The following is a 21,457-nucleotide window of genomic DNA, read 5'->3' as shown; positions in this document are numbered from 1 at the left end:
TAAGATTCAAGACATGGGCCTCAGATATCTCCTATGCTGCAAATGGCAGAAGGTATCTGTCGTAACCGTTATAAATTAAGGCGAAGACACATGTACCGCCCTTTTCTAGAGCATTTAGAAGCCTCCTTAAAAGAGAGATTTGAACTACAGCCACGGGCTATTCCAGAGGGACTAGAGTGCCAAATTAGCGAGCGAGGGCGGAATCCAGCATCGATTCAAAGCTGGTGTTATCAGTCATCTGAATTACGAAAAATTCGCTACACATATATCGACGCTGGTAAAGGCGCACAAATATTTAATAGTGTCCTTTATCCTAATCATTGCTACGATGTGCCCCTACTGGGGATTGACTTTTTGTCCTTTGGTAAGGTTAAGAACTTAATTGTTCTCGATTTTCAACCCCTGTTCCAGGATGAAGCTTACGAAGCCAAGTATCTGATGCCACTCAAGGAGTTGCGCGATAACTACGCTGAGTTGGCCCAGGGTCTGGAAATGAAGTTTTACGATGCCAATCAGTACTTCTCTAAGTATTTATTGTTTGCAAAAACTGACACTGAAACAGTATCTACACGGGTTTTAGCGGCATTTAAAGATTATCTAGATCTCTACTGGAGAATTCTTGAAACTGCTGAACCGTTAACAACGGATGAAGAGATTGCCCGGGTGAAGAAAGCTCAGATTGATTATGACCAATATAGTGCTGAGCGAGATCCTGCCCATGGCCTCTTCAGCAGCTATTTTGGTTCAGAGTGGGCAGATCGCTTCCTCTATGAGTTCCTGTTTGAGGACGCAGTTCCCCTTGCTGTGCAGGCTCATTAGGTTTGAGCCTATTCGTGAGATAAGCCCCACCCAACTGATGATATTTCAGGGCACCTGTTAGAGACGTCCTTACACGATAAGGAATCTATGGCAGGTGCTTTAATTGTTTTTTCCTATGACTCTATATCAACCGTTTTTAGACCATGCGATCGCCACTCTCCAAGATCGCCTAGAGCTTTCTCCCTACCCAATTCCCGCCGGTTTTGAGAGCAACACAGCCACCACTGGCAAGGGCAAGCGCGAAGTCACTGTACTGACCACCAGTCACGGCTATTGTTCTCCCAAACTACGACAGATTCGGGCAGCCCATGTTCAAGCAGGCGACAGTTTACAAGTCCTCAACTTTGTGATCTTCCCCCGGCTAGAATACGACCTGCCCTTTTTTGGTGGAGATTTAGTGACATTACCTGGCGGGCACCTGATCGCCATTGACATGCAACCACTCTTCCGCGATAGCAAAGATTATCAGGCTCGCTATAGCCAGCCGATTATGCCCATGTTTGAGCGCTATCAGCAGAAGCTACCTTGGGGCGGTGATTTTCCAGCAGAAGCACAACCCTTCTTTTCCCCTGCGTTTCTATGGACCCGACCCACTGAACTAGAAGACGTGACCACCCATGTATTTAACGCCTTTAAAGACTATCTAGACGCTTATATAGGCTTTGTGGAAGCCGCGCAACCCGTAACCGACCCAGAACGGCTTCAGGCCATTGAAACCGCCCAAATTAACTATATTCGCTATCGTGCTGAGAAAGACCCGGCCCGAGGCATGTTAACTCGCTACTACGGCGCTGAGTGGACTGAAGAATATATCCATGGATTTCTGTTCGACCTGGAACGCTATTTACAAACTGCGTAGGCCCTTACAAGAAATCGCATAGGATACCTCAGGGAATTGCCCAAAAATAAAGACCCAGGTTGGGGCTGTAGATGGGTGGATGAGTGATGGGGTAATGGGGTGATTATTTAAGCGCCAGCGCCTAAGCAATTAACAAGTAAGTGGAAGAGACGGATCAACTCCGTACCACTTAATCTTTTGGTTGAATGTTTTTAATTGACAGAATACGAACCCCATGTATGCATGGGGTCAAGTTATCTTGGCAAAATATTTCTGACGACAGCCAAAAAATCTAGCATATTTTTAGGTGTTACATCTGTTATCAACTCCCCACAACCCTTATAATTCGTAATATATTGTGTCCCCGACGCGGTATATAAAATAGACTGATAGCTTTTAGCAGACAGGCTTGTAGCTGTTTTTTACAGAGGGCAAACAAGCAGAAGGCAAACAAACATCTGTTGCCAAGGGTGAAGTTTCTTTAACTTTGTTAGATTCGGTCCCTATTCGCTTTAATCTTCAGATTGAGGAGAGCGATGTTTGCTGAGATGATTCATGACTTCTGTAAAAGTCGTTTCAGATTGTCTGCATTCGCCTATCTCTATAATGAAACTGTTTTTGATGCAGTTGCTTAACGGGTTCTCGTCCCCACTTTTTTGGAAACTTACTTCGACGAATCAAATTTAGGAGAGTCAATCTATGTTTGATGCGTTTGCTAAGGTCGTCTCCCAGGCTGATGCAAGAGGCGAATATCTCAGCAGTGCTCAATTGGACGCTTTATCTGCAATGGTTGCTGACAGCAACAAGCGCATGGATGCGGTTAACCGTATTACCAGCAATGCGTCCGCTATCGTAACCAATGCCGCTCGTTCCCTATTTGCCGAACAGCCCTCGCTGATCGCTCCTGGCGGTAACGCTTACACCAGTCGTCGTAACGCTGCTTGCTTGCGCGACATGGAAATTATTTTGCGCTATGTCACCTATGCTACGTTCACTGGTGACGCTAGCGTTCTCGATGATCGTTGCTTGAACGGTCTACGCGAGACTTATTTAGCTCTTGGCACTCCCGGTGCTTCGGTTGCCGTTGGCGTTCAGAAGATGAAGGAAGCTGCTATTGCGATCGCTAATGATTCCAATGGCATTACTCCTGGTAACTGCTCCAGTCTAATGGCTGAGATTTCTGGTTACTTTGATCGCGCAGCTGCTGCTGTTGCTTAAGCTAACTCCCTAGGTAGTTTTTGGCGAGCTTAATGCTCGACAGCCTTTAGTGAGTTTGGTATTTGACAGATCAAGAGAGTTCTCTAATCAATAACTTCCTTTTTCTGTCCGTCTATTTAGAAACTTTGGGAGATATCTCAAGCAATGAAAACCCCTCTGACTGAAGCAGTATCTGCTGCTGATTCGCAAGGTCGTTTCCTAAGTTCCACCGAAGTACAGTCTGCATTTGGTCGTTTCCGTCAGGCAACTGCTGGTCTGGAAGCTGCTAGAACATTAACTGCTAAGGCTGATAGCCTATGCTCCGGTGCAGCAAACGCCGTTTACACTAAGTTCCCTTACACCACTTCCACTCCTGGTCCTAGCTATGCTTCTGACCAGCGTGGTAAGGAAAAGTGTGTGCGTGACGTCGGTTACTACTTACGCATGGTTACTTACTGCCTGATTGTTGGCGGTACTGGTCCTATGGATGATTACTTGGTAGCTGGTCTAGATGAGATCAACCGTGCTTACGAGTTGTCTCCTAGCTGGTATATTGAGGCGCTGAAGTATATCAAGGCTAGCCATGGTTTGAATGGTGATCCTGCTACTGAAGCTAACTCTTACATCGATTACGCTATCAATGCCCTAAGCTAGTTGCATCTTTAGCCTGTGGCAAGTTGCCGCACTGGTTAAGATTCAATTATTCCCAGAGATATTTGCGATCGCGCTTATTAGCGTTTGCCACTATCTCTGGGTTTGTTATGTTTGAATGTTGCAAATTTGAGGTCATTTGTGATCGGCGTTCCCCACAATCCGGACGGCAAGCCATTAACCTTGGATCAGGCATTGATCAATATCAACCAAACTGCCGATTCTGGGTTACGTTATTACGCAGCCTGGTGGTTAGGTAAAATGCGTATTTGCCAACCAGTAGCCATAGACGCTTTGCTTCTAGCATTAGAAGATAAAACCAATCGCTCACCAGATGGTGGTTATCCCTTACGGCGTAATGCAATCACAGCACTGGGAAAAATTGGATATGGTGATGACAGGGTGGTACCTGCCGTGATTCATAGTCTTCGCTGCGAAGATTATTACGTGAGAGAAAAAGCGGCTCAGACCCTAGAATGTTTGGGTGACTCGGTTGCGGTCCCGCCTTTAGTCGAGCTACTGGATGGTAGTGTCGAGAAAGCGGTACAGGCACCTGACAAACCCCATTTGGTACAACCCTATAACTCTATTTTGGAAGCTTTGGGCACCTTAGGCGATAAAAAGTTAGCTAACACCATTGCTCCTTTTTTGACTCACGATGTTCCTCAGGTACGTAACGCCGCTGCAAGAGCCATGTACCAAATTACTGGAGAGGCCCAGTATGCTGAGCGATTGGTTGATGTACTCAGTCATGATCAGCTACAGCTACGACGAGCGGCACTGATGGATTTAGGAGCTATCGGTTATTTGGCCGGGGCAACTGCAATCGCAAACACCCTAGCTGAAAACAGCATGAAACTGATTGCCCTCAGGGGCATACTTGAGCACCAAATTAGTTTTGAAATACAATCTGGGGAAGACACGTCACCCATTTCTGACGACAGCCGTCAAGTGATGGAACTAATGGATAGCTTGTTGTAATGGTCGCCCTACTGAAAACCTTTGATAGCTGTTTACAAGCGGTTAACGATGCGGATTCTGCCCAAGGCTTGTTAGATGCCGTTGAAGATCTAACCAGCCTTAAGGATGAACGCTCCATTCCCACGTTAATTCAAGTATTAGGCTTTAATAATCCAGGTGCCGCCGTCGCCGCCGTTGAAGGATTAGTCCAAATTGGTGTTCCATCGGTCTCACACCTGTTGGAAAAATTGGATAACTATAACTACGGCGCAAGGGCCTGGGCGATTCGGGCATTGGCGGGCATTGGCGATCCGCGTGGTCAACAACTATTACTGGATGCCGCTGCCAATGACTTTTCCCTCAGCGTCAGACGGGCTGCAGCGAGAGGTCTAGGCACCATTCGTTGGTCTGACATAGAAGAGGATAAGCGTAATGTGGCGATGGTGCGATCGCTAACAACATTGTTGCAGGTTACTGGGGACGAAGAATGGGTGGTACGTTACGCAGCGGTTGTAGGGCTAGAGGCCTTAGCCATGGAGCTCACCCACAGTACCCACAGCACTCAAATCACTCAATGTCTTAGCCAGCTTAGTCATCGTGACGAAACAGCAGCGGTACAAGCAAGAGCCCAATGGGCTTTAGAAAAACTGAGCCAAAAATAATACACAAAAACAGTAAAAGGGATAAAGAGACATAATGTCTCTTTATCCCTTTTTATCCCAAAGAAGACAATTCGCTGTTTACTCAAACAGCAATTCGAAGAACATTTTTAAGCTGCTACAGGAGATAAGTAACCAAGCTCTTCAAGCTTGGCCATCACCTTATTTACAGACTCTTCTAGAGTCTCGTTAACAGTCTCACAATTAACCTCGGGGTTTAGTGGCTCTTCATAGGGGTCGCTAATACCGGTAAAGTTCTTAATTTCACCAGAACGAGCCTTTTTATAAAGGCCTTTTACATCACGCTGTTCGCACACTTCAACCGGTGTGTTGGCATACACTTCTACAAAATCGCCAATGCGCTGACGGACCTGATCGCGCACTTCACGGTAAGGAGAAATTGCTGAGACCAACACAATCACACCGTTGCGAGTTAGCAGGTGAGATACAAAACCAATGCGGCGAACATTTTCGTCGCGATCTTCTTTGCTAAAGCCCAGACCTTTAGTGAGATTGGTACGAACAATATCACCATCTAGCACTTCAAGTTTGGCACCAGCCGCCCGTAATTTTTTCTCTAGAGCCTGACTGATAGTAGTCTTGCCTGAGCCGCTCAAGCCAGTAAACCAAACGGTTACACCACGATGTTGCATATAAAGATACTCCTAAAAACTATATTTGAACGCTACCCATATTCATGCAAACGTATTATACGTTACTAATCTTCATAAAGGGGTAGCTTAAGTAACGTTCCATGCTTTGGCGACTCTACGATGACTCCATAAGAGCTTAATCCGTTTTTGGTTCTTAGCTGTATAAATAACAAACTACTCACCCAAAATTGTAAACGCATTCGTTTACTAGATGCCGTAGAGCCAAATTGCCAGCGGTGGTGTCACTAGAGCCAACAACAGACTCAGAGGTCCTCCCACCCTAACAAAATCCAAGAAGCGATAGCCTCCTGCCGTATACACCATGGTATTCGTTTGATAGCCGATGGGAGTCATAAAACTGTTGGAGGCAGCAAAGGTGATCACAAACATCACCGTGAACACGTTAAGGCCTAGCTCTGAAGCCACCCTTAACCCTACTGGCAAAAGCAAAATAACAGCTGCACTGTTCGACAAAATGCTAGAGAGCACCGTTGTCAGCACATATAGCGCGCTTAGTAACCCATAACCTGATAGACTCCCGCCTATCGAAATAAGTTGCTGGGCTAGCAAAGCTGTTGCACCAGAGCTTTCCATGGCGGTTCCCAGAGGAATTAAACACGCCAGTAGAAAAATTACATCCCACCGTACTGCCTGATATAGTTCTCCAGGTTTTAGACAGCCGGTCAGGATCATCAGCATCACCCCTGCCAGGGCTGAGACCAAAATATTAATGGGTGTAAATGCTGCAACGGCAACTACACCCACACCAATCCCCATGGCTAAGTTAGCTCGATCAGATCGCAGACTTTCCAGATCGCGCTGCTCTAGGACTAGCAAGTCGCGACTGGTTTGCAAACCCAATAAGCTCTGCTTAGGCCCTTGCACTAGTAGCAAATCGCCAAACTTCAGCCGCACCTTGCCCATACGCTCACGCACCAGATCTTGACCTCGACGAATCGCCAAAACTGTCACATTGTAGCGCTGACGAAACCGCAGTTCCTTCAAAGTGGAGCCGACTAAATTGGAATTGGCAATGACTAGCGCCTCGGCGACGCCCTCTTGCCCTGAACTCAAGTCTGCCTGCCAGGACTTTTGTCCAAATTGCACATCGGGCAAAATTTCGATACCTTCGCCATCACGGATTTTCAGCAAATCATGCTGTCTAGCCCGCACCAGCAAAATATCCCCCGCACATAAGGACTTATCCCCCAGGGGCTGAGGAAAATGGTTGTCGTTACGGATAATTTCCAGGACATCTAGGTCAAACCGACGCTGTAGCTGACTTGACTGTAGTGTCTGTCCCACCAGACTGGAGCGGGGGGTGACAACCACCTCACTCACGTACTCTTTAAGGCCATATTCCTGGCTCAGGCTATTGCCAGAAACATCGCGATTGGGCAACAGAAACGGAGCAATAAATGTGAGATACAGCAACCCCACCACAAATATGACTGCTCCCAATTCCACAAATTGAAACAGGGAAAATTCGCCGTAACCCAACTGGTCTGACAAACCACTGGCCAATACGCTAGTCGATGTACCCACAACCGTCAGCATACCGCCCAGGATTGTGGCAAACGATAAGGGCATCAGCAGCTTTGATGGGGAAATACGATGCTGTTGGCAAAAGTCTTCAATGATGGGCAAAAACACGGATACAACCGCTGTATTGTTGATCAGACCAGAGATGGGACCCACAATGAGGCCCAATGCAAAAATCTGACGGCGGCAGGTTTTGCCCCCCCACTGAATCAACCAATTACTGGCTTGCTGTAGCGCTCCAGTGCGAGCAATGCCGGCACTCAGAATAAACATGGCCATTACCGTGATGGTGGCTGAGTTACTAAATCCAGCAATACCTTCTTGGGGACTCACTAGGCCTAGAACCATCAGAGCCACCATCACACCAAGGGCTGTGATGTCTGCTGGCAACCATTCCACTATGAATAGCAGTAGGGCAACCGCAGTTACCCCCAGAGTCATAAGAATTTGAATATCAATAGTCATACATCGCTAGCCAGACCAATAACGAGTAAGCCTTAGCGTGAAAAATTACTTAACTATAAGAAAGTCGAGAATATATATCAGCCAGCCCTACGGAGTAGAAAATCTACAAAACCCTTCTACCTTAGGACTTAAGGGAACATATGCCCTCAATAATTTGACATGCCATAGAGGGTAACCATGACAAATTATCCAACCTAAGGTTAGGGTCTTTGGTTAAATTACGGCAAGATAAACAAACTATTGCAGGCGACATTAACTCATCACATTAACTTAATGTAGACCGCTGCTAATTTAGGGACACTTCCAGCTGCTTATTCACTATTTTCTAGGAATTTACAGAGGCACACACCTAGAGTCAGCAGAGCCTGACGTATGTACGAACAGTGAGTTTGTAGCACAAGTCGTCCGTATCAACGGAACTTCATCAGAGCCTCACAGACAGGGTGCTCCAAAAATTGATGGCGTTCGACACTAATTACACAGGGTTTAGTTAGCTATCCGCCTGAAACGCAGCTAATTCTGGTAAAGCTCCACTGCGGCGCTGCTGCCGTTCAGCAATCAGCTTGGGACGCAGATATAGGTTTTCAAGCAGCACAGCACCTCCAGCAATCCAGGGAGGAACGATTAATGCACCAATAATGCCTAAGACCTGGGCCCCGCCCAAAACCGCCAGTAGCTGATACAGGGGATGTACTCCCACAGAGGAGCCTACGAGCAATGGATCAAGGACATAGGTCTCAAGATTTTGCGCCACAACATATAGCAAAAGCACCCATAAAAACGTCCAGCCGCCTTGGGGAATAGCCACTAACAGAGCTGGCACGGCCCCTAAAATTGGCCCTAAAAATGGGATCAAATTGGTGATGCCTGCGATCGCACCTAGCCCCACTGCTAAATCCCTTAAACCGAGTAAACTCAGCCCCACACCAGTGGCAACGGACAGCAACGCCGACACCACAATCCGTCCCCGCAAATATCCCCCAATCCGCTGCCCCATGGGAGGTACCTGGGCCAAAATTCGCTCATCCCATGGACTCGGCAGCAAGCGGGTCAAGTTTTTGATCAGGGTCCGACTGTCAGCCACCATGTAGCCCGACACAAATAGGGCCAACACTAAACTCAGCACGCCCCCCAAAATGCCCGTGGTTACCCCGTAGGAACGAATCAGCAACTGCTGACTCGACTTAATCGTCCAGCTAATCAAGCCCTGGACATCAATTAGCTGGGTAAAAAGTTCATTAGTGGTTAAGGCCTGAGTATCCGTAAAGGCCGTCAGCCAAGCATCGGCTTCATTGAGTAACCCTCTGATCGCCACCGGCAAGCGGCGAATGATCCGTTCTACCTGTTCAAATACCGTTGGGCCAATCAGCAACCCCAGCAAAACCAGGCCACCGATCAACGTGAGATAGACCAAGATTACCCCCAGCCAGCGAGGGACTCGATAGCGTTCAGCCCAGTCAACAACAGGAGCAATTGAACAGGCCAGGACGACTGAAATCATCACCAGCAGCAGTAAACTTTTGAGTTGCCACAGTAGAACCAATAATGGAATGGCTGCTATTAACAGCACAACACTACTGACAGAGATGGTTAACCGCTGAGGTGAATTATTAGCTGAGCTTTCGGCCCAGGATTCTTTGGCCATAAAGTGGCAATAGGGTGCAGTGTTTTTAGTCTACTGGCCTTTATAACGTATAGGTAAAATCATCCGCCAACACACCCGGTACACGACTATCCCCCAGACTGCGCTGGTCATAGGTATCGATACTGGAAATGGTTTCTTGAAAATCAGTCAGATCAATCAAACCATCGCCAAAGCATTGATACAGGCTTTCATCAAACCGCAGATTTTCAATGGGAGCAACAATTTCCCCATGTTCTACCCAGAAGCAAGCGTAGCGAGTCATGCCCGTCACCCGAGCATTGGGGTGATCGCTCCAGTTTAGGTAGTGCAAATTGGAAAGATATAGCCCTCGATCCAAGCTGGATAGAATTTTGTCAGCCGCCAATTTTCCCGGCAGAATCTCGGGGGCACGCAAATGCTCACCACGACTGGCGTAATTGGAGGGTGTCTGGTACTCCTTAGCGCTACGGGAACTGACCAAACTATTGACCAACTGCCCCTGCTCAATAATGGGCAACTGTAGGGGGGCTACCTCACCATAGGTATTAAATCGAGGCGTATTAGCCTGATGAAAATTTTCCCGCAGGTTAAATTTAGGCGAAAGTTGACGCTCGCCCTGACGCAATAGGCAAAATGCACTGTTGCCCTGCTGCAGGTCGGCTTCCCCTACACCGCCCCAGGAAAACATGTGGAGTAATTCAGCCACAGCCGCTGGTGCAAGATAGGTGCGATACTGCCCCCGCTCAATGGTTTTGGCCGGACGGCTCATCATGGTCAACTGCTGTTTAGCCTGGTTGATTTTATCGATGAACTGGGCCTGCTGCCATTGGCTACCAGCAAATGTGCCTTTGACAGCTCGATTTTGAGGATCAAATAGAGAGAAATCCAGACTGTAGCTGGTGCTCTCAAACCAGTGATGCTGACCGGCAGAATCTGCATACCCTCGGAAGATGAGGCCACCGGCATAAATACCTGTGAAATCCAGGGATTGGACCGGATCGAGCAGGGTGGATGCGATCGCATCGGCTGCCAACAGCTCTCCCTGATGGACGGTGCGACTGCTGGCTGACCCCGTAGGCAACACCAAAAACGGATCAACCGGCAACTGAGGCACCATGGCCTGCAAATCGTCCAATGCCGTTTTTAGCAACGGCCAGTCAGTTTCAAAATCTCCCACAAAGGGCACCGTCGCTGACGCTATACGATCGGTCTGCATCAGGGTCAAGGTCAGATTGCCATCGCTTACCTGCCCCGTTTGCCGCACCCGGGCCCGATTAAACCGAGTGAACTGACTATCTTCACCGCTGATGGTCAAGGTGTAATGATTAATGGTCGCATGGGCGGAGGCTAACGCATCAGCCAGCTGACCAAAAACACATTCCTTAGTCGTCACTGATTCTGCAACTGTTTCCGCTACAACACTACTCATACCGCACCCCCAAACACTTCAATATTGTCAAATGCACACATCGGCGAACCATGCCCCACCCGAATCAGCTGATTGGGTTCTCCCTTGCCACAGAAGGGGGTGCCATACATTTCCCAAGTGTTGCGATCGCCCACCTGGGAAAGACTGTGCCAAAACTGCGGTGTGACAGAGCGATAGTTAGGGTTCTTGATGGTGCGAGTCAGCTTGCCATTCTCGATCAGCTTGCCGTACTCACAACCAAACTGAAACTTGTGGCGTTGATCATCAATAGACCAGGAACGATTGGTCTCCATGTAGACGCCGTGCTCAATGCTGCCAATGATTTGCTCAAAGGAGCGATCCCCCGGCTCCAAATTAATATTGGCCATGCGGTCAATGGCGGGTCGATTCCAAGAGGACGCCCGGGAATTAGCCACCCCTGGCACCTGGGAACGCTGCTGGCTTTCCAGCCCCCCCAAGCCTCGCTCCAGTTTACCCCCACAAATCAAATACTCACGGGTAGCCCGAGTACCCACATCATCAAAGCCATAGCTGGCAAGCTCACCGGGCACGGTGGGATCAAAGGTGACATTCATCAAGGGGGAGCCATACTCTAAAGAGCCAAAATCCTCCAATTTGATAAAGCTGCCCCCGGCATAGTTACGTTCATCCCCCAAAATCCGATCCAGCTCTAAGGGATGCCCAATGCTCTCGTGAATTTGCAGCATCATCTGATCGGGGGCCAGCACCAGGGTAGTGGCCACATTGGGACAATTGTCTGCATCCAACAGCTCCACCGCCTGTTCTCCCACCTGCTGCACCCGCTGCCACAGATCTAAATCTGGAAATAGCTCCCAACCCCCTTGATAGCTATGGGCTAAATAGCCATGGTCAGTGCGCAGTTGTGTGGTCGGCCCATCTTGGGCAATGGTGCCAAAGTGGGTCTCTACTAAGTAGTCACGCTGGTAAATCTCTGAACCATTGCTGCTGACAAACCAGGTCTCAATATCATGGCTTCTAGCAGATGCACTGGTCTGAGCAATCTTGTCAGAGACCTTCAGGCGATCGCAAACCTGCAGCAAAATTTGATTGAGTTCAGCGGGAGATAGGGCATCCAACCCTTTGCGATGGGGGGATACATAATTCCCAGTAGCTTTGGGTCGGGCAGCTGTTGTAAACCTGTGGACTGCCCAGACACTAGCCGCAATGGCCTGATGGTAAGCAGACTCAATAGCCCTGGTCAGGGCAGCCGCCGAGAGATCATTGGTGGCGCTGTAGCCAAATTGCCCTTGAGCCAGCACTTCCACCATGGCTCCATGGCCAAATTGTTGAGTGTTGCGTTCCGGATGTGAATCGCGGATAGCACAGGACTTAGTTATATCTTTGACGGCACGAATACCGATCCAGTCGGTAGAGACCGTCGTAGCTGTGACGACGTCAGAAAGGAATTTAAACATATTTTCTCGGGTAGTGCAGACCAGGCGTAAAGCAATCCTGCGTACTACACCCTGTCTTGATAGTAGTAATTCTTACTCATCCAGCCCCTCAATGGGGGGGCAGACCCTCTACTAGCAACCACCTCTTTTTAAATTATTTAAGAAAAATCCAAATTAGCCTTAATTTAAAAATAAAAAATAGATTTATAACTTAAAAAAACAAGGTAAAATCAAAAAATACTTAAATACATTTTTAATGGACGACCTTGACAGCAAAATTTTAGGGGCATTGATGGTGGATGGTCGGGTGACGTGGTCTGACCTGGCTTCTCGTTATGGGGTGTCATCACCCGCCATTAGCGAACGGGTACGGCGTTTAGAAAAACGCGGCATTATTCAGGGCTATCGAGTGGTGGTTGATGCGGTGGAACTGGGCTATGACATCACGGCGTTTGTGGCGGTGGTATTGGAGCATCCGCAATATCGCCAGGGGTTTTTGGACTATGTCCAGGGGACACCTGCCATCCAGGAATGTCATCACGTGGCGGGAGATGGGGATTATCTACTGAAGGTGCGGTGCGGCAGGATGGCTGACCTGGAGCAGATTCTCAGTGAGGACATTAAGGGACTGCCAGGAATTTTGCAGACGAAGACATCGATTGCGTTATCGACGGTGAAGGAAACAACGGCGTTGGCGGTTTAAGGACGGGTGGGGTTCGATGCAGGGCACCCACAAGGGGAGCCCCTACAGGGATGTCTCCTCTGAGAAACCATTCGATATTGGGTCTATGCGATGCAGGGCACCCACAAGGGGAGCCCCTACGGATTAATCGATAAATTTGGGGTGTATTGCCATGATTTCTTTGTTTTTGCGGGGTTTAGTGTTGGGGATATCGATTGCGGCCCCCGTCGGTCCGATTGGGTTGTTGTGTATTCGGCGCAGTCTTTCCTATGGGACCATTACAGGCTTGCTGTCGGGTTTGGGGGCGGCAACGGCGGATGGGGTGTATGGTGCGATCGCAGCCTTCGGCCTGGCCTTTATCTCCAATTTCCTAACGAATCAGGCCCGGTGGCTGGGCATCATCGGCGGCCTATTTCTCTGTTATCTAGGCATCACCACATTTTTGAGTAAACCCGCCGAGAAAACCACAGAGACTAGCCGCACTGGCTTAGCCGGAGCCTATCTATCCACATTTGGTTTGACCTTAACAAACCCAGCCACGATTTTATCCTTCGTGCTATTGTTCGCTGGCTTTGCCCCGACAGGACTGGACTATGGCCAGGCAGTAGTAATGGTCGGTGGCGTATTTTTGGGCTCGGCTCTATGGTGGCTGATTCTAAGCAGTGGGGTATCTCGCTTACGCCATTGGCTAACACCTGGGCGATTGGTTTGGGTAAATCGTGTGTTTGGGGTATTGATTGCCGGGTTTGGGATTGTTGCCCTAAGCTGGCGGGGATAAGGCGAGGAAAACAACAACGACTATGATGCCATCCATACTAGGGATGCCAAAATTTGCTCAACAGGAGGTAAGGCATATACGGCCAAATCAATGGTGACCATGGATTCTGTAAGGGACAGAAACTGCCACTGAATTCCATTACTGATACTGCCGTAAATGGTTGCAATCTCATTTCCCTGATCTTGATTAAACCGCTGGGCCGCTACCATTTCAGCAATACATGGACCAAAACCAGTTTTAAGATCCGTTTTCTTCGCTTCGACCACAATAATGGCAGGCGCTTCAATTTCAAGCACTTCGGTCGAGCGGGTGATAAGGAAATCACATTGGCCATTCAAGCCAACGGTTTCATCAACATTAAAGTCTTCTCCTGAAAATAGACTGACGTGGCGATCCAGGTAACGACGTACTTCTAATAGGACAGGGTAGATAATGCCTTCAGAGCGGGCTTTCTCGCTGCCGGATGTAGCGACAATAGGCAGGCTTTCTTGGAGATAACCAGCAAGGATAGCAGATGGAGTAATATCGTCGAGTTTTGGTAAAAATCGCTTACCTTCAACCACAGTGAGGTCAAAGGCCATTTTTACACTGGCAATGGTTTTGAATTGACTGTAAGCCACAAAATTCGCCCTGCTTAACAGCTCCATTTTATTAGATGGGCTGAGAATTCCTGTCTATCCAGCAAACGGCTAAGCTCTAACTGGTGAAGTTAAACTAGAGTACAGACTATTTTGAGGCCAGACCTATGGTTCAGCAGCTAATCTCCGACAGTCAGCTTCCTGAGCAATACCCTGACAGCGATGGGCAACCCATGGCCGACAATACGAAGCAGTTCCGGTGGATCGTAGTAATTAAGGAAAATCTGGAGCGGCTATTTGCGGGTAATGCAAATGTCTTTGTTGCCGGGGATTTGCTGTGGTATCCGGTGGAGGGGAATCCAAAGCTACGTCAAGCACCGGACGTAATGGTGGTGTTTGGTCGTCCAAAAAGAGATCGGGGATCTTATCGGCAGTGGTTAGAAGATGGCATTACGCCCCAGGTGGTGTTTGAGATTTTGTCACCGGGGAATCGCTCTGGGGAAATGCTACGGAAGCTGAATTTCTATCAGATGCATGGTGTGGAGGAATATTACATTTACAACCCAGATGATAATGAACTGACCGGATTGCAACGTTCGGGAAAGGCACTACAGTTAGTTAGTGATATGCGAGGCTGGGTAAGTCCGGCCTTAGGTATCCGGTTTGAGCTAACGGAAGAAACGTTAGAAATTTATCGGCCTGATGGGGAACGGTTTTTGACCTACGTGGAGCTGGGAGAACTGCTAGAAGCTGAACGGAAACTCAGGCAAGCAGATCAGCAAAGGATTCAGACATTAGAAGAACAATTGCGGGAATTAGGGGTGAATCCAGAGTCGTTGTAAAAGTACCCCTGGGGGTAATAGACGACCATTGGAAAGCTGTATCAAAATTTTTAGTTAAGCTGTCGAAAATATTTTTTCTCCAGAGACTAGAGTAAAGACAGATACCTGCTCCCCATTAGCCCCCACTTTTGCCAAGTACCATGGCAGCAAAGACGATCCTGATCCTGACGGCAAATCCTTCAGATACTAGCCGTTTGCGGTTAGACGAAGAAGTTCGTGAAATCCAAGCAGGATTAAACCTATCCGCAGAACGGGACAGCTTTAACGTAGTGTCCCAATGGGCCACCCGACCTGACGATCTGCGGCGTGCCCTGCTCAAGTACCAACCCCAAATTGTTCATTTTTCAGGCCACGGTGCTGGAGCCGCAGGACTGCTCTTAGAAAATGACACGGGCGAGACTAAACCCGTCAGCAGCATTGCCCTATCGCGTCTATTCCGACTCTTTACAAGTGTAGAATGTGTGCTGCTTAACGCCTGTTATTCGCAGCATCAAGCAGAGGCCGTGGTGGAGCATGTGGACTATGTGGTCGGCATGACCAATGCCATGGGAGATAGGGCCGCCATTGAGTTTGCCGTTGGTTTTTATGATGCCCTGGGCTATGGCCATCCGGTGCCCTTTGCCTATGAAGTTGGCCTATCAGCCATTGCGTTAGAGGGCATTGATGAAGTTGCCACCCCCATTCTGAAAATACGCAAAGGGTTAACCGAAAAACTCGATAAGTCTCCAGAGCCCCAAACATCAAAGACTAACAATAAAGCCAAACCTGAGCTTGAACCAGAAACTAAGCAACGTTCTGTTGCTAAAACTGCTAAACCCATCACCCTTGAAGAACCAGAGGGACTAGTACCCTTAGACTCACCTTTTTATATAGAACGGCTACCCATTGAAACCGACTGTTATGAAACCGTCGTTAGACCGGGGTCTCTGATTCGGATCAAGGCCCCCCGACAGCTAGGGAAAACATCACTGCTGGTCAGAAGCATGGCCCATGCCAGGGCACACGGGTTTGAGACGGTGCGCTTAAGCTTTCAAACCTCTGACAATGAAACCCTGAACGACCTGGATGAGTTTCTCCAGTGGTTTTGCTGCAGCGTTACCGAAGAGCTGGATTTAGAAGATCGGCTGACGGACTATTGGAAAGGAGCGCGAGGCATCGTCCGCCGATGTCAACGCTATTTTGAACGCTACTTGTTGAAGGAGCTGGAGCAACCGCTGGTGTTAGGCCTGGATGAAGTGGATCAGGTGTTTGAGCATCCCGAAATCGCCACAGACTTTTTTGGCATGTTGCGGGTATGGCACGAAGAAGGTAAAACCAACCCCATATGGCGCAAGCTCAATCTGGTAATTGTCCATTCCAAAGAGGTGTACGTTCCCCTCAGCATTAACCGTTCCCCCTTTAATGTGGGGTTACCCCTTGAACTACGGCAGTTGAACGCAGACGAAATCGAAACCTTGATTGCTCGGCATCAGCTCAGTCTTTCTGCCCATCAAAAACAGCAGCTAGTGGAATTGGTGGGGGGACATCCATATCTCATGCGGGCAGCACTTTACCAGCTGGCGCGAGGTCGCATGAGTTTGACTCAGCTGATGGAAGAAGCACCCACTGAGGGTGGTTTATACAGCGATCATCTGCGGCGGCATTTACTTAATCTGGAAGCGGATTCAGCTTTGCTCAGGGCCTTTAAGCAAGTGATTCCCAGCTATCAACCGGTACAGATTGGCTCCACAGAAGCCTTTAAGCTCCACAGTATGGGTCTGGTGAAGTATGACGGCAATGCAGTGGTGCCGTTATGTGGTTTATACCGGCAATATTTCCAATCGCGGTTGTGAGGTTAAACAATTGAATATGCGGCAAATCCCTGATAGGACATTGTTGAGTAAGATCCTCCCCTTTATAAGGGGAGGTGCCGAAGGCGGAGGGGTCTTCGATCGTTGGCGCAAGTTATCCAAGCCCCTCCGTTGGTTCCCCCTACGAAGGCGGTGTACATACATCTCGAAAGGGAGTTCACAATCTTGCATTACCCCCCTTAATCCCCCCTTGGTAAGGGGGGAAACTCCGGTCCTCCCCCTTGGTAAAGGGGAGTTAGAGGGGGTTAGACAACCGCGAACGCTAGGTTCCAGGACTTATGTGTACACGGTAGCCTTGCGAAGGGGAACCGTTGCCAAAATGAGCGATTGTGATAATTTTCCAGACCTTGGACTTCATTCAAGATTCAGCGTTCGTTAAACGATTACTTTCCTGATGCACACCCCCTAAAAGATCATGGCTGAGTATCGATATCAAGTGGGCGGTAGCCTGCCGCCAGATGCCCAAACCTATGTTGAGCGTGCGGCAGACGAAGAGTTTTACCGGTTGCTTAAGGCTGGGGAGTTTTGCTATGTACTAAACTCACGGCAGATGGGTAAGTCTAGCCTGCGGGTGCGCACGTCTAACCGATTGCAGGCGGAAGGGGTGGCCTGTGCGTCTTTGGATGTGAGCGGCTTGGGTACCACTACTATCGAACCGGCAGAGTGGTACTTCGGCATTATGGATAGCCTGGTGGATCGGTTTAATATCGATGGGCTAGATCCTGGCTTTGATCTGGATGATTGGTGGGAGGAGAACCATAATCTGCCCCCGGTGCGACGGTTTGGTAAGTTTCTTAGCCATGTGCTGTTGCGGACGGTGGCCCAGCCCATGGTGATTTTTCTAGACGAAATTGACAGCGTCCTCAGCCTGGAATTTGATGCGGATGATTTTTTTGCCGTCATTCGAGAGTGCTTTAACAATCGCGCGGATAACCCTGACTATAATCGGCTGACATTTGCTCTGATTGGGGTGGCCACACCGACAAATTTGATCCAGGCAAAAGAACGGACGCCGTTTAATATTGGTCGAGCGATTCAGCTAACGGGGTTTACGCTTGATGAAGCGGCTCCACTGCTGCCGGGGTTAACCAAGAAAGTGAGCGATCCAGAAGCGGTGTTGCGGGCGGTGCTGCACTGGACGGGGGGACAGCCTTTTTTAACCCAGAAGGTATGTCAGTTAGTGATTCAGGCGGTGGAACGCACAGCAGAACAACCCACAGCTGATCAGCTGGTGGCTCAGGTGGTGCATACCCACATTATTGACAACTGGGAGATGCAGGATGAGCCGCCCCATTTAAAGACAATTCGGGACCGGTTAAGGGAGAATTCACGGGCGGGACAGTTGTTGAGCCTGTATCAGGAGATTGTGGAGCGGGGGCATATCCCAGTAGACGGCAGTGCTAAGCAAATGGCACTGCGGTTATCAGGGCTGGTGGTGGAGCAGGATGGCAGGCTACAGGTGTATAACCCGATTTACCAGACGGTGTTTACCCAGGACTGGATAAGGGATGCGTTGGTGAGTATTCGGCCCTATGGGGAGAAGTTGGAGGCGTGGGTAGCGGACCCGCAGGATAGTTTGTTGTTGCAGGGGAAAGAGCTGACCGATGCGCTGGACTGGTCGGAGTCGCGTAGTTTGGGAAAACAGGACTATGAGTATTTGGTGGAGAGTCAGAAACTGGGGTTGCGGGCTGAGTTGGCAGCAGTGCAGGCGACGGTGGCACAGCAGACGCAGTTGTTGAATACAAAGAATAAGGCGATTCAGCGGGCGGATGATGAGTTGGCAGATGCTAAAGCAGATCTCAAGCGTATTAATCAACAAGCCCGTTGGACTACTGGCATAGGCATAGGCCTGGTAAGTATGGCTTTAGCAGGAGCATTTTGGTCTGGGAACCATGCTCTTGCCCAGGGAGAGGAAGCCCGTAGAGCGAGGGAAATTGCTGAAGACTCAGAAATAGAGTTGTTAACGACTCAAAAATCACTCGAAAGATTAGAGACAAAAAATAATGATCTACTTGAAAATAACGAAGATCTTTCAGAAGCAAATGAACAGTTAACTGAAGCCAATGCAGAAGTTACTGAAGAGGCAAACATAGCTTTAGCAGATGCAGCAACAGCGAAACAACAGGCTGAAACTATCCGTAGACAAGTGGTAGGGCTTAATCAGGATTTAGCGGATAAAAATAGCCTGTTAGAAAATTTTCAAACACAACTTTCTAGTATTCAAACCGAGTTTAATCGAGTATCACAGGCAGTAGACACAGCACAGAGAGCACGCGACCAAGCTAATGAAGAACGCGAAAGTGCAGAAAAGTCTCGCAATATTGCCGTTAATCAAAGAGAACAAGCTCGGGAAGCCATTCGTTTTTCTATTGGTTCTTTAGGCATTCAGCGGTTTAGAAATACTTTTTATGAACTGGGTGGTTTACAAACAGCTATTCGCTTCCTCAATGATGGTTTAGAAAAAACTCAAGAGACTCAAAATAAACGAGGAGAGAGTTATGTGCATGGAAACCTGGGCGAAGTGCATAATGTTTTAGGGCAATATCCTCAAGCTTTAGAGTTTCACGGGAAACATTTAGAAATTGCTATAGAGATTCAAGACAGGCAAGGGGAAGGACAGGCCCTGGGTAATAAGGGAGAAGTGCTTTATAACCAGGGCAAATATTCCGAAGCTTTGATATTTCATGAACAACATTTAGCAATCACCCGTGAAACAAAGGATAGATTAGGTGAAAGTCAGGCATTAATGCACCTGGGACGTGTGTATCTGGCTACGGGCAAACCCAATCAGGCCTTAGAAATCCATCAAGAGAGTTTAGAAATTGCTATAGCCATTAAAGACCAATTTGGAGAAGGTCAGATTCGTAGCTATATGGGGGATGTGTATGATTTTCAGGGTAAGACAGCAGTAGCCCTGGAACAGTATGCACAGTCTATTGTTATTGCTAAAGCTGCTCAGGACAGTGTTGGCGAGGCAGAAACCTGGAGAAAGATAGCTGACATTAAAAAGCGCCAGGGCAACTATGATGAAGCATTTAATGACTATGAGTATGCACAAGTACTGTCTAGAGATGCTGATGATATCAAAGGTCTGAGTGATAGTTTGCGTGGTGTGGGTCAGCTTAGGGCTGAGCAATATAACTATGATGCGGCACTAGACAACTATCGTTTAGCCCTCAATTATTTGGCAGAGTTGGGAGATAAATCTGGCGAGGGCAATATGCGCCTGACCATTGGATGGTTATATGACGTTCAGGGACAATATGCTTCTGCCTTGGACGAATATCAAAAGGCTCTGGATATTCATCAGTCGATTGATAATCGACATGGTGAGGCAAGGGCTACAGATTTAATTGGAGGTATTTATTGGCATCGGTCTGAATATACAACAGCTTTAGACCTTTATGGACAGGCGCTAGCAATGCGCCGCGAGGTGGGCGATCGCGCGGGCGAAGGAACCACCCTTAACAACATTGGCACTGTCTATCGCGCTCAAAGCAACTATGCTGAGGCACTCAGCTATTACCAACAGTCCTTAGCCATTCAGCGTGAGGTGGGCGATCGCGCGGGCGAAGGAATCACCCTTAACAACATTGGCTTCCTTTATGATGACCAAGGCAACTATGCTGAGGCACTCAGCTATTACCAACAGTCCTTGGCCATTCGGCGCGAGGTGGGCGATCGCTCAGGCGAAGGAATCACCCTTAACAACATTGGCGCTGTCTATCGCGCTCAAGGCAACTATGCTGAGGCACTCAGCTATTACCAACAGTCCTTAGCCATTCAGCGTGAGGTGGGCGATCGCGCGGGCGAAGGAATCACCCTTAACAACATTGGCTTAGTCTATCGCGCTCAAGGCAACTATGCTGAGGCACTCAGCTATTACGAACAGTCCTTGGCCATTACGCGCGAGGTGGGCGATCGCTCAGGCGAAGGCGTCACCCTCAGCAACATTGGCTTAGTCTATCGCGCTCAAGGCAACTATGCTGAGGCACTCAGCTATTACGAACAGTCCTTGGCCATTCGGCGCGAGGTGGGCGATCGCGCGGGCGAAGGCGTCACCCTCAGCAATATTGGTGGCGTCTATGACAACGAAAATCGAGATGAAGAAGCCTTAGTTTATTATCAGCAAGCTCTTAATATCGCAAAGGAATTAGGACTGCGCTCTAGTGAAGCATATAGAACCTATTTAATTGGTACAGTCTATGTTGAACTTGCCCGATATCCAGAAGCCCTGGACACTCTTCAACAAGCATTTTTTATTATGAAAGAGTTAGGCCAGGAAGAGCTTATGCAACGGGCTCAGCGTTGGATGACAGATGCACTCGATGGCATTCGCAACACTTCTGTCAGTGAGTATCAACAACAATGTTATGCGGTTAGCCAAGCCACAGACATTCCCCTGATCGAGCTTTGTCCAGCAGAGTAGCGGGTTTGCCAATGCCATGGCGCAAGACACCGTAGGTTGCGGTTGT

Annotated in this window: 17 protein-coding genes; 11 read left to right on the top strand and 6 right to left on the bottom strand. The window is 48.6% G+C overall.

Annotated elements, in window-relative coordinates; all coding sequences use genetic code 11:
* Nucleotides 1-90: 90 nt before the first annotated feature.
* The 6 genes from U2F10_RS15680 to cpcF all read left to right on the top strand — a co-directional run bounded on the left by U2F10_RS15680 (nucleotide 91) and on the right by cpcF (nucleotide 5,127).
* Nucleotides 91-819 carry a 15,16-dihydrobiliverdin:ferredoxin oxidoreductase gene (locus U2F10_RS15680; protein WP_490794773.1) on the top strand — a complete coding sequence of 243 codons (729 nt, stop codon included), beginning with the start codon at nucleotides 91-93 and terminating at the stop codon, nucleotides 817-819.
* Nucleotides 820-934: 115 nt separating this feature from the next.
* The gene (locus U2F10_RS15675) at nucleotides 935-1,678 is read left to right on the top strand and encodes a phycoerythrobilin:ferredoxin oxidoreductase (protein WP_499872668.1); all 744 of its coding nucleotides are present in this window, start codon (nucleotides 935-937) and stop codon (nucleotides 1,676-1,678) included.
* 678 nt (nucleotides 1,679-2,356) lie between these two features.
* The gene (cpcB, locus tag U2F10_RS15670) at nucleotides 2,357-2,875 is read left to right on the top strand and encodes a C-phycocyanin subunit beta (RefSeq protein WP_490794771.1); all 519 of its coding nucleotides are present in this window, start codon (nucleotides 2,357-2,359) and stop codon (nucleotides 2,873-2,875) included.
* 144 nt (nucleotides 2,876-3,019) lie between these two features.
* On the top strand, nucleotides 3,020-3,508 hold the full coding sequence (cpcA, locus tag U2F10_RS15665; RefSeq protein WP_490794770.1) for a C-phycocyanin subunit alpha: 489 nt from the start codon (nucleotides 3,020-3,022) through the stop codon (nucleotides 3,506-3,508).
* Nucleotides 3,509-3,646: 138 nt separating this feature from the next.
* Complete coding sequence (gene cpcE, locus U2F10_RS15660) at nucleotides 3,647-4,486, top strand: C-phycocyanin alpha-cysteine-84 phycocyanobilin lyase subunit CpcE (protein WP_499872666.1); 840 nt, start codon at nucleotides 3,647-3,649, stop codon at nucleotides 4,484-4,486.
* Entirely contained in the window at nucleotides 4,486-5,127 is a 642-nt protein-coding gene (gene cpcF / locus U2F10_RS15655; RefSeq protein WP_163702033.1) for a C-phycocyanin alpha-cysteine-84 phycocyanobilin lyase subunit CpcF, read from the top strand. The genes cpcE and cpcF overlap by 1 nt, the downstream gene beginning before the upstream one ends.
* 107 nt (nucleotides 5,128-5,234) lie before the next feature.
* Here cpcF and cysC read toward each other — a convergent pair whose 3' ends face one another.
* From cysC to U2F10_RS15630, 5 genes are all read right to left on the bottom strand, one after another.
* The gene (cysC, locus tag U2F10_RS15650; RefSeq protein WP_006515466.1) at nucleotides 5,235-5,777 is read right to left on the bottom strand and encodes an adenylyl-sulfate kinase; all 543 of its coding nucleotides are present in this window, start codon (nucleotides 5,775-5,777) and stop codon (nucleotides 5,235-5,237) included.
* 207 nt (nucleotides 5,778-5,984) lie between these two features.
* The gene (locus U2F10_RS15645) at nucleotides 5,985-7,784 is read right to left on the bottom strand and encodes an SLC13 family permease (RefSeq protein WP_163670381.1); all 1,800 of its coding nucleotides are present in this window, start codon (nucleotides 7,782-7,784) and stop codon (nucleotides 5,985-5,987) included.
* A 490-nt stretch (nucleotides 7,785-8,274) separates the two neighbouring features.
* Complete coding sequence (locus U2F10_RS15640) at nucleotides 8,275-9,429, bottom strand: AI-2E family transporter (RefSeq protein WP_163670379.1); 1,155 nt, start codon at nucleotides 9,427-9,429, stop codon at nucleotides 8,275-8,277.
* 40 nt (nucleotides 9,430-9,469) lie between these two features.
* Nucleotides 9,470-10,837 carry a TldD/PmbA family protein gene (locus tag U2F10_RS15635; protein WP_499872665.1) on the bottom strand — a complete coding sequence of 456 codons (1,368 nt, stop codon included), beginning with the start codon at nucleotides 10,835-10,837 and terminating at the stop codon, nucleotides 9,470-9,472.
* Nucleotides 10,834-12,273, bottom strand: a complete 1,440-nt coding sequence (locus tag U2F10_RS15630) for a TldD/PmbA family protein (protein ID WP_499061710.1) — start codon at nucleotides 12,271-12,273, stop codon at nucleotides 10,834-10,836. The genes U2F10_RS15635 and U2F10_RS15630 overlap by 4 nt, the downstream gene beginning before the upstream one ends.
* A 235-nt stretch (nucleotides 12,274-12,508) precedes the next feature.
* On the opposite strand from U2F10_RS15630, the gene U2F10_RS15625 reads away from it, so the two are divergent.
* On the top strand, nucleotides 12,509-12,955 hold the full coding sequence (locus U2F10_RS15625) for an Lrp/AsnC family transcriptional regulator (RefSeq protein WP_163670373.1): 447 nt from the start codon (nucleotides 12,509-12,511) through the stop codon (nucleotides 12,953-12,955).
* A gap of 151 nt (nucleotides 12,956-13,106) precedes the next feature.
* Nucleotides 13,107-13,712, top strand: a complete 606-nt coding sequence (locus U2F10_RS15620) for a LysE family translocator (protein ID WP_499872663.1) — start codon at nucleotides 13,107-13,109, stop codon at nucleotides 13,710-13,712.
* Between the two features lie 20 nt (nucleotides 13,713-13,732).
* On the opposite strand, the gene U2F10_RS15615 is transcribed toward U2F10_RS15620, so the two are convergent.
* Nucleotides 13,733-14,332: a hypothetical protein gene (locus tag U2F10_RS15615; protein WP_163670369.1), complete on the bottom strand. Its 600-nt coding sequence runs from the start codon at nucleotides 14,330-14,332 to the stop codon at nucleotides 13,733-13,735.
* 125 nt (nucleotides 14,333-14,457) lie between these two features.
* Here U2F10_RS15615 and U2F10_RS15610 point away from each other — a divergent pair, with 125 nt between their 5' ends.
* From U2F10_RS15610 to U2F10_RS15600, 3 genes are all read left to right on the top strand, one after another.
* On the top strand, nucleotides 14,458-15,132 hold the full coding sequence (locus U2F10_RS15610) for a Uma2 family endonuclease (protein WP_499872661.1): 675 nt from the start codon (nucleotides 14,458-14,460) through the stop codon (nucleotides 15,130-15,132).
* A gap of 140 nt (nucleotides 15,133-15,272) precedes the next feature.
* A complete protein-coding gene (locus tag U2F10_RS15605; RefSeq protein WP_499872659.1) occupies nucleotides 15,273-16,964 on the top strand; it encodes an AAA-like domain-containing protein in 1,692 nt (563 codons plus the stop codon).
* A gap of 433 nt (nucleotides 16,965-17,397) precedes the next feature.
* Entirely contained in the window at nucleotides 17,398-21,411 is a 4,014-nt protein-coding gene (locus U2F10_RS15600; RefSeq protein ID WP_499872657.1) for a tetratricopeptide repeat protein, read from the top strand.
* Nucleotides 21,412-21,457 lie beyond the last annotated feature (46 nt).

Source organism: Leptothoe sp. EHU-05/26/07-4 (assembly GCF_043421015.1).
Classification (GTDB): Bacteria; Cyanobacteriota; Cyanobacteriia; order Phormidesmidales; family Phormidesmidaceae; genus Leptothoe; species Leptothoe turfae.
The sequence above is the reverse complement of the archived record's forward strand: the minus strand, read 5'-3'. Positions and strand labels throughout refer to the sequence as shown.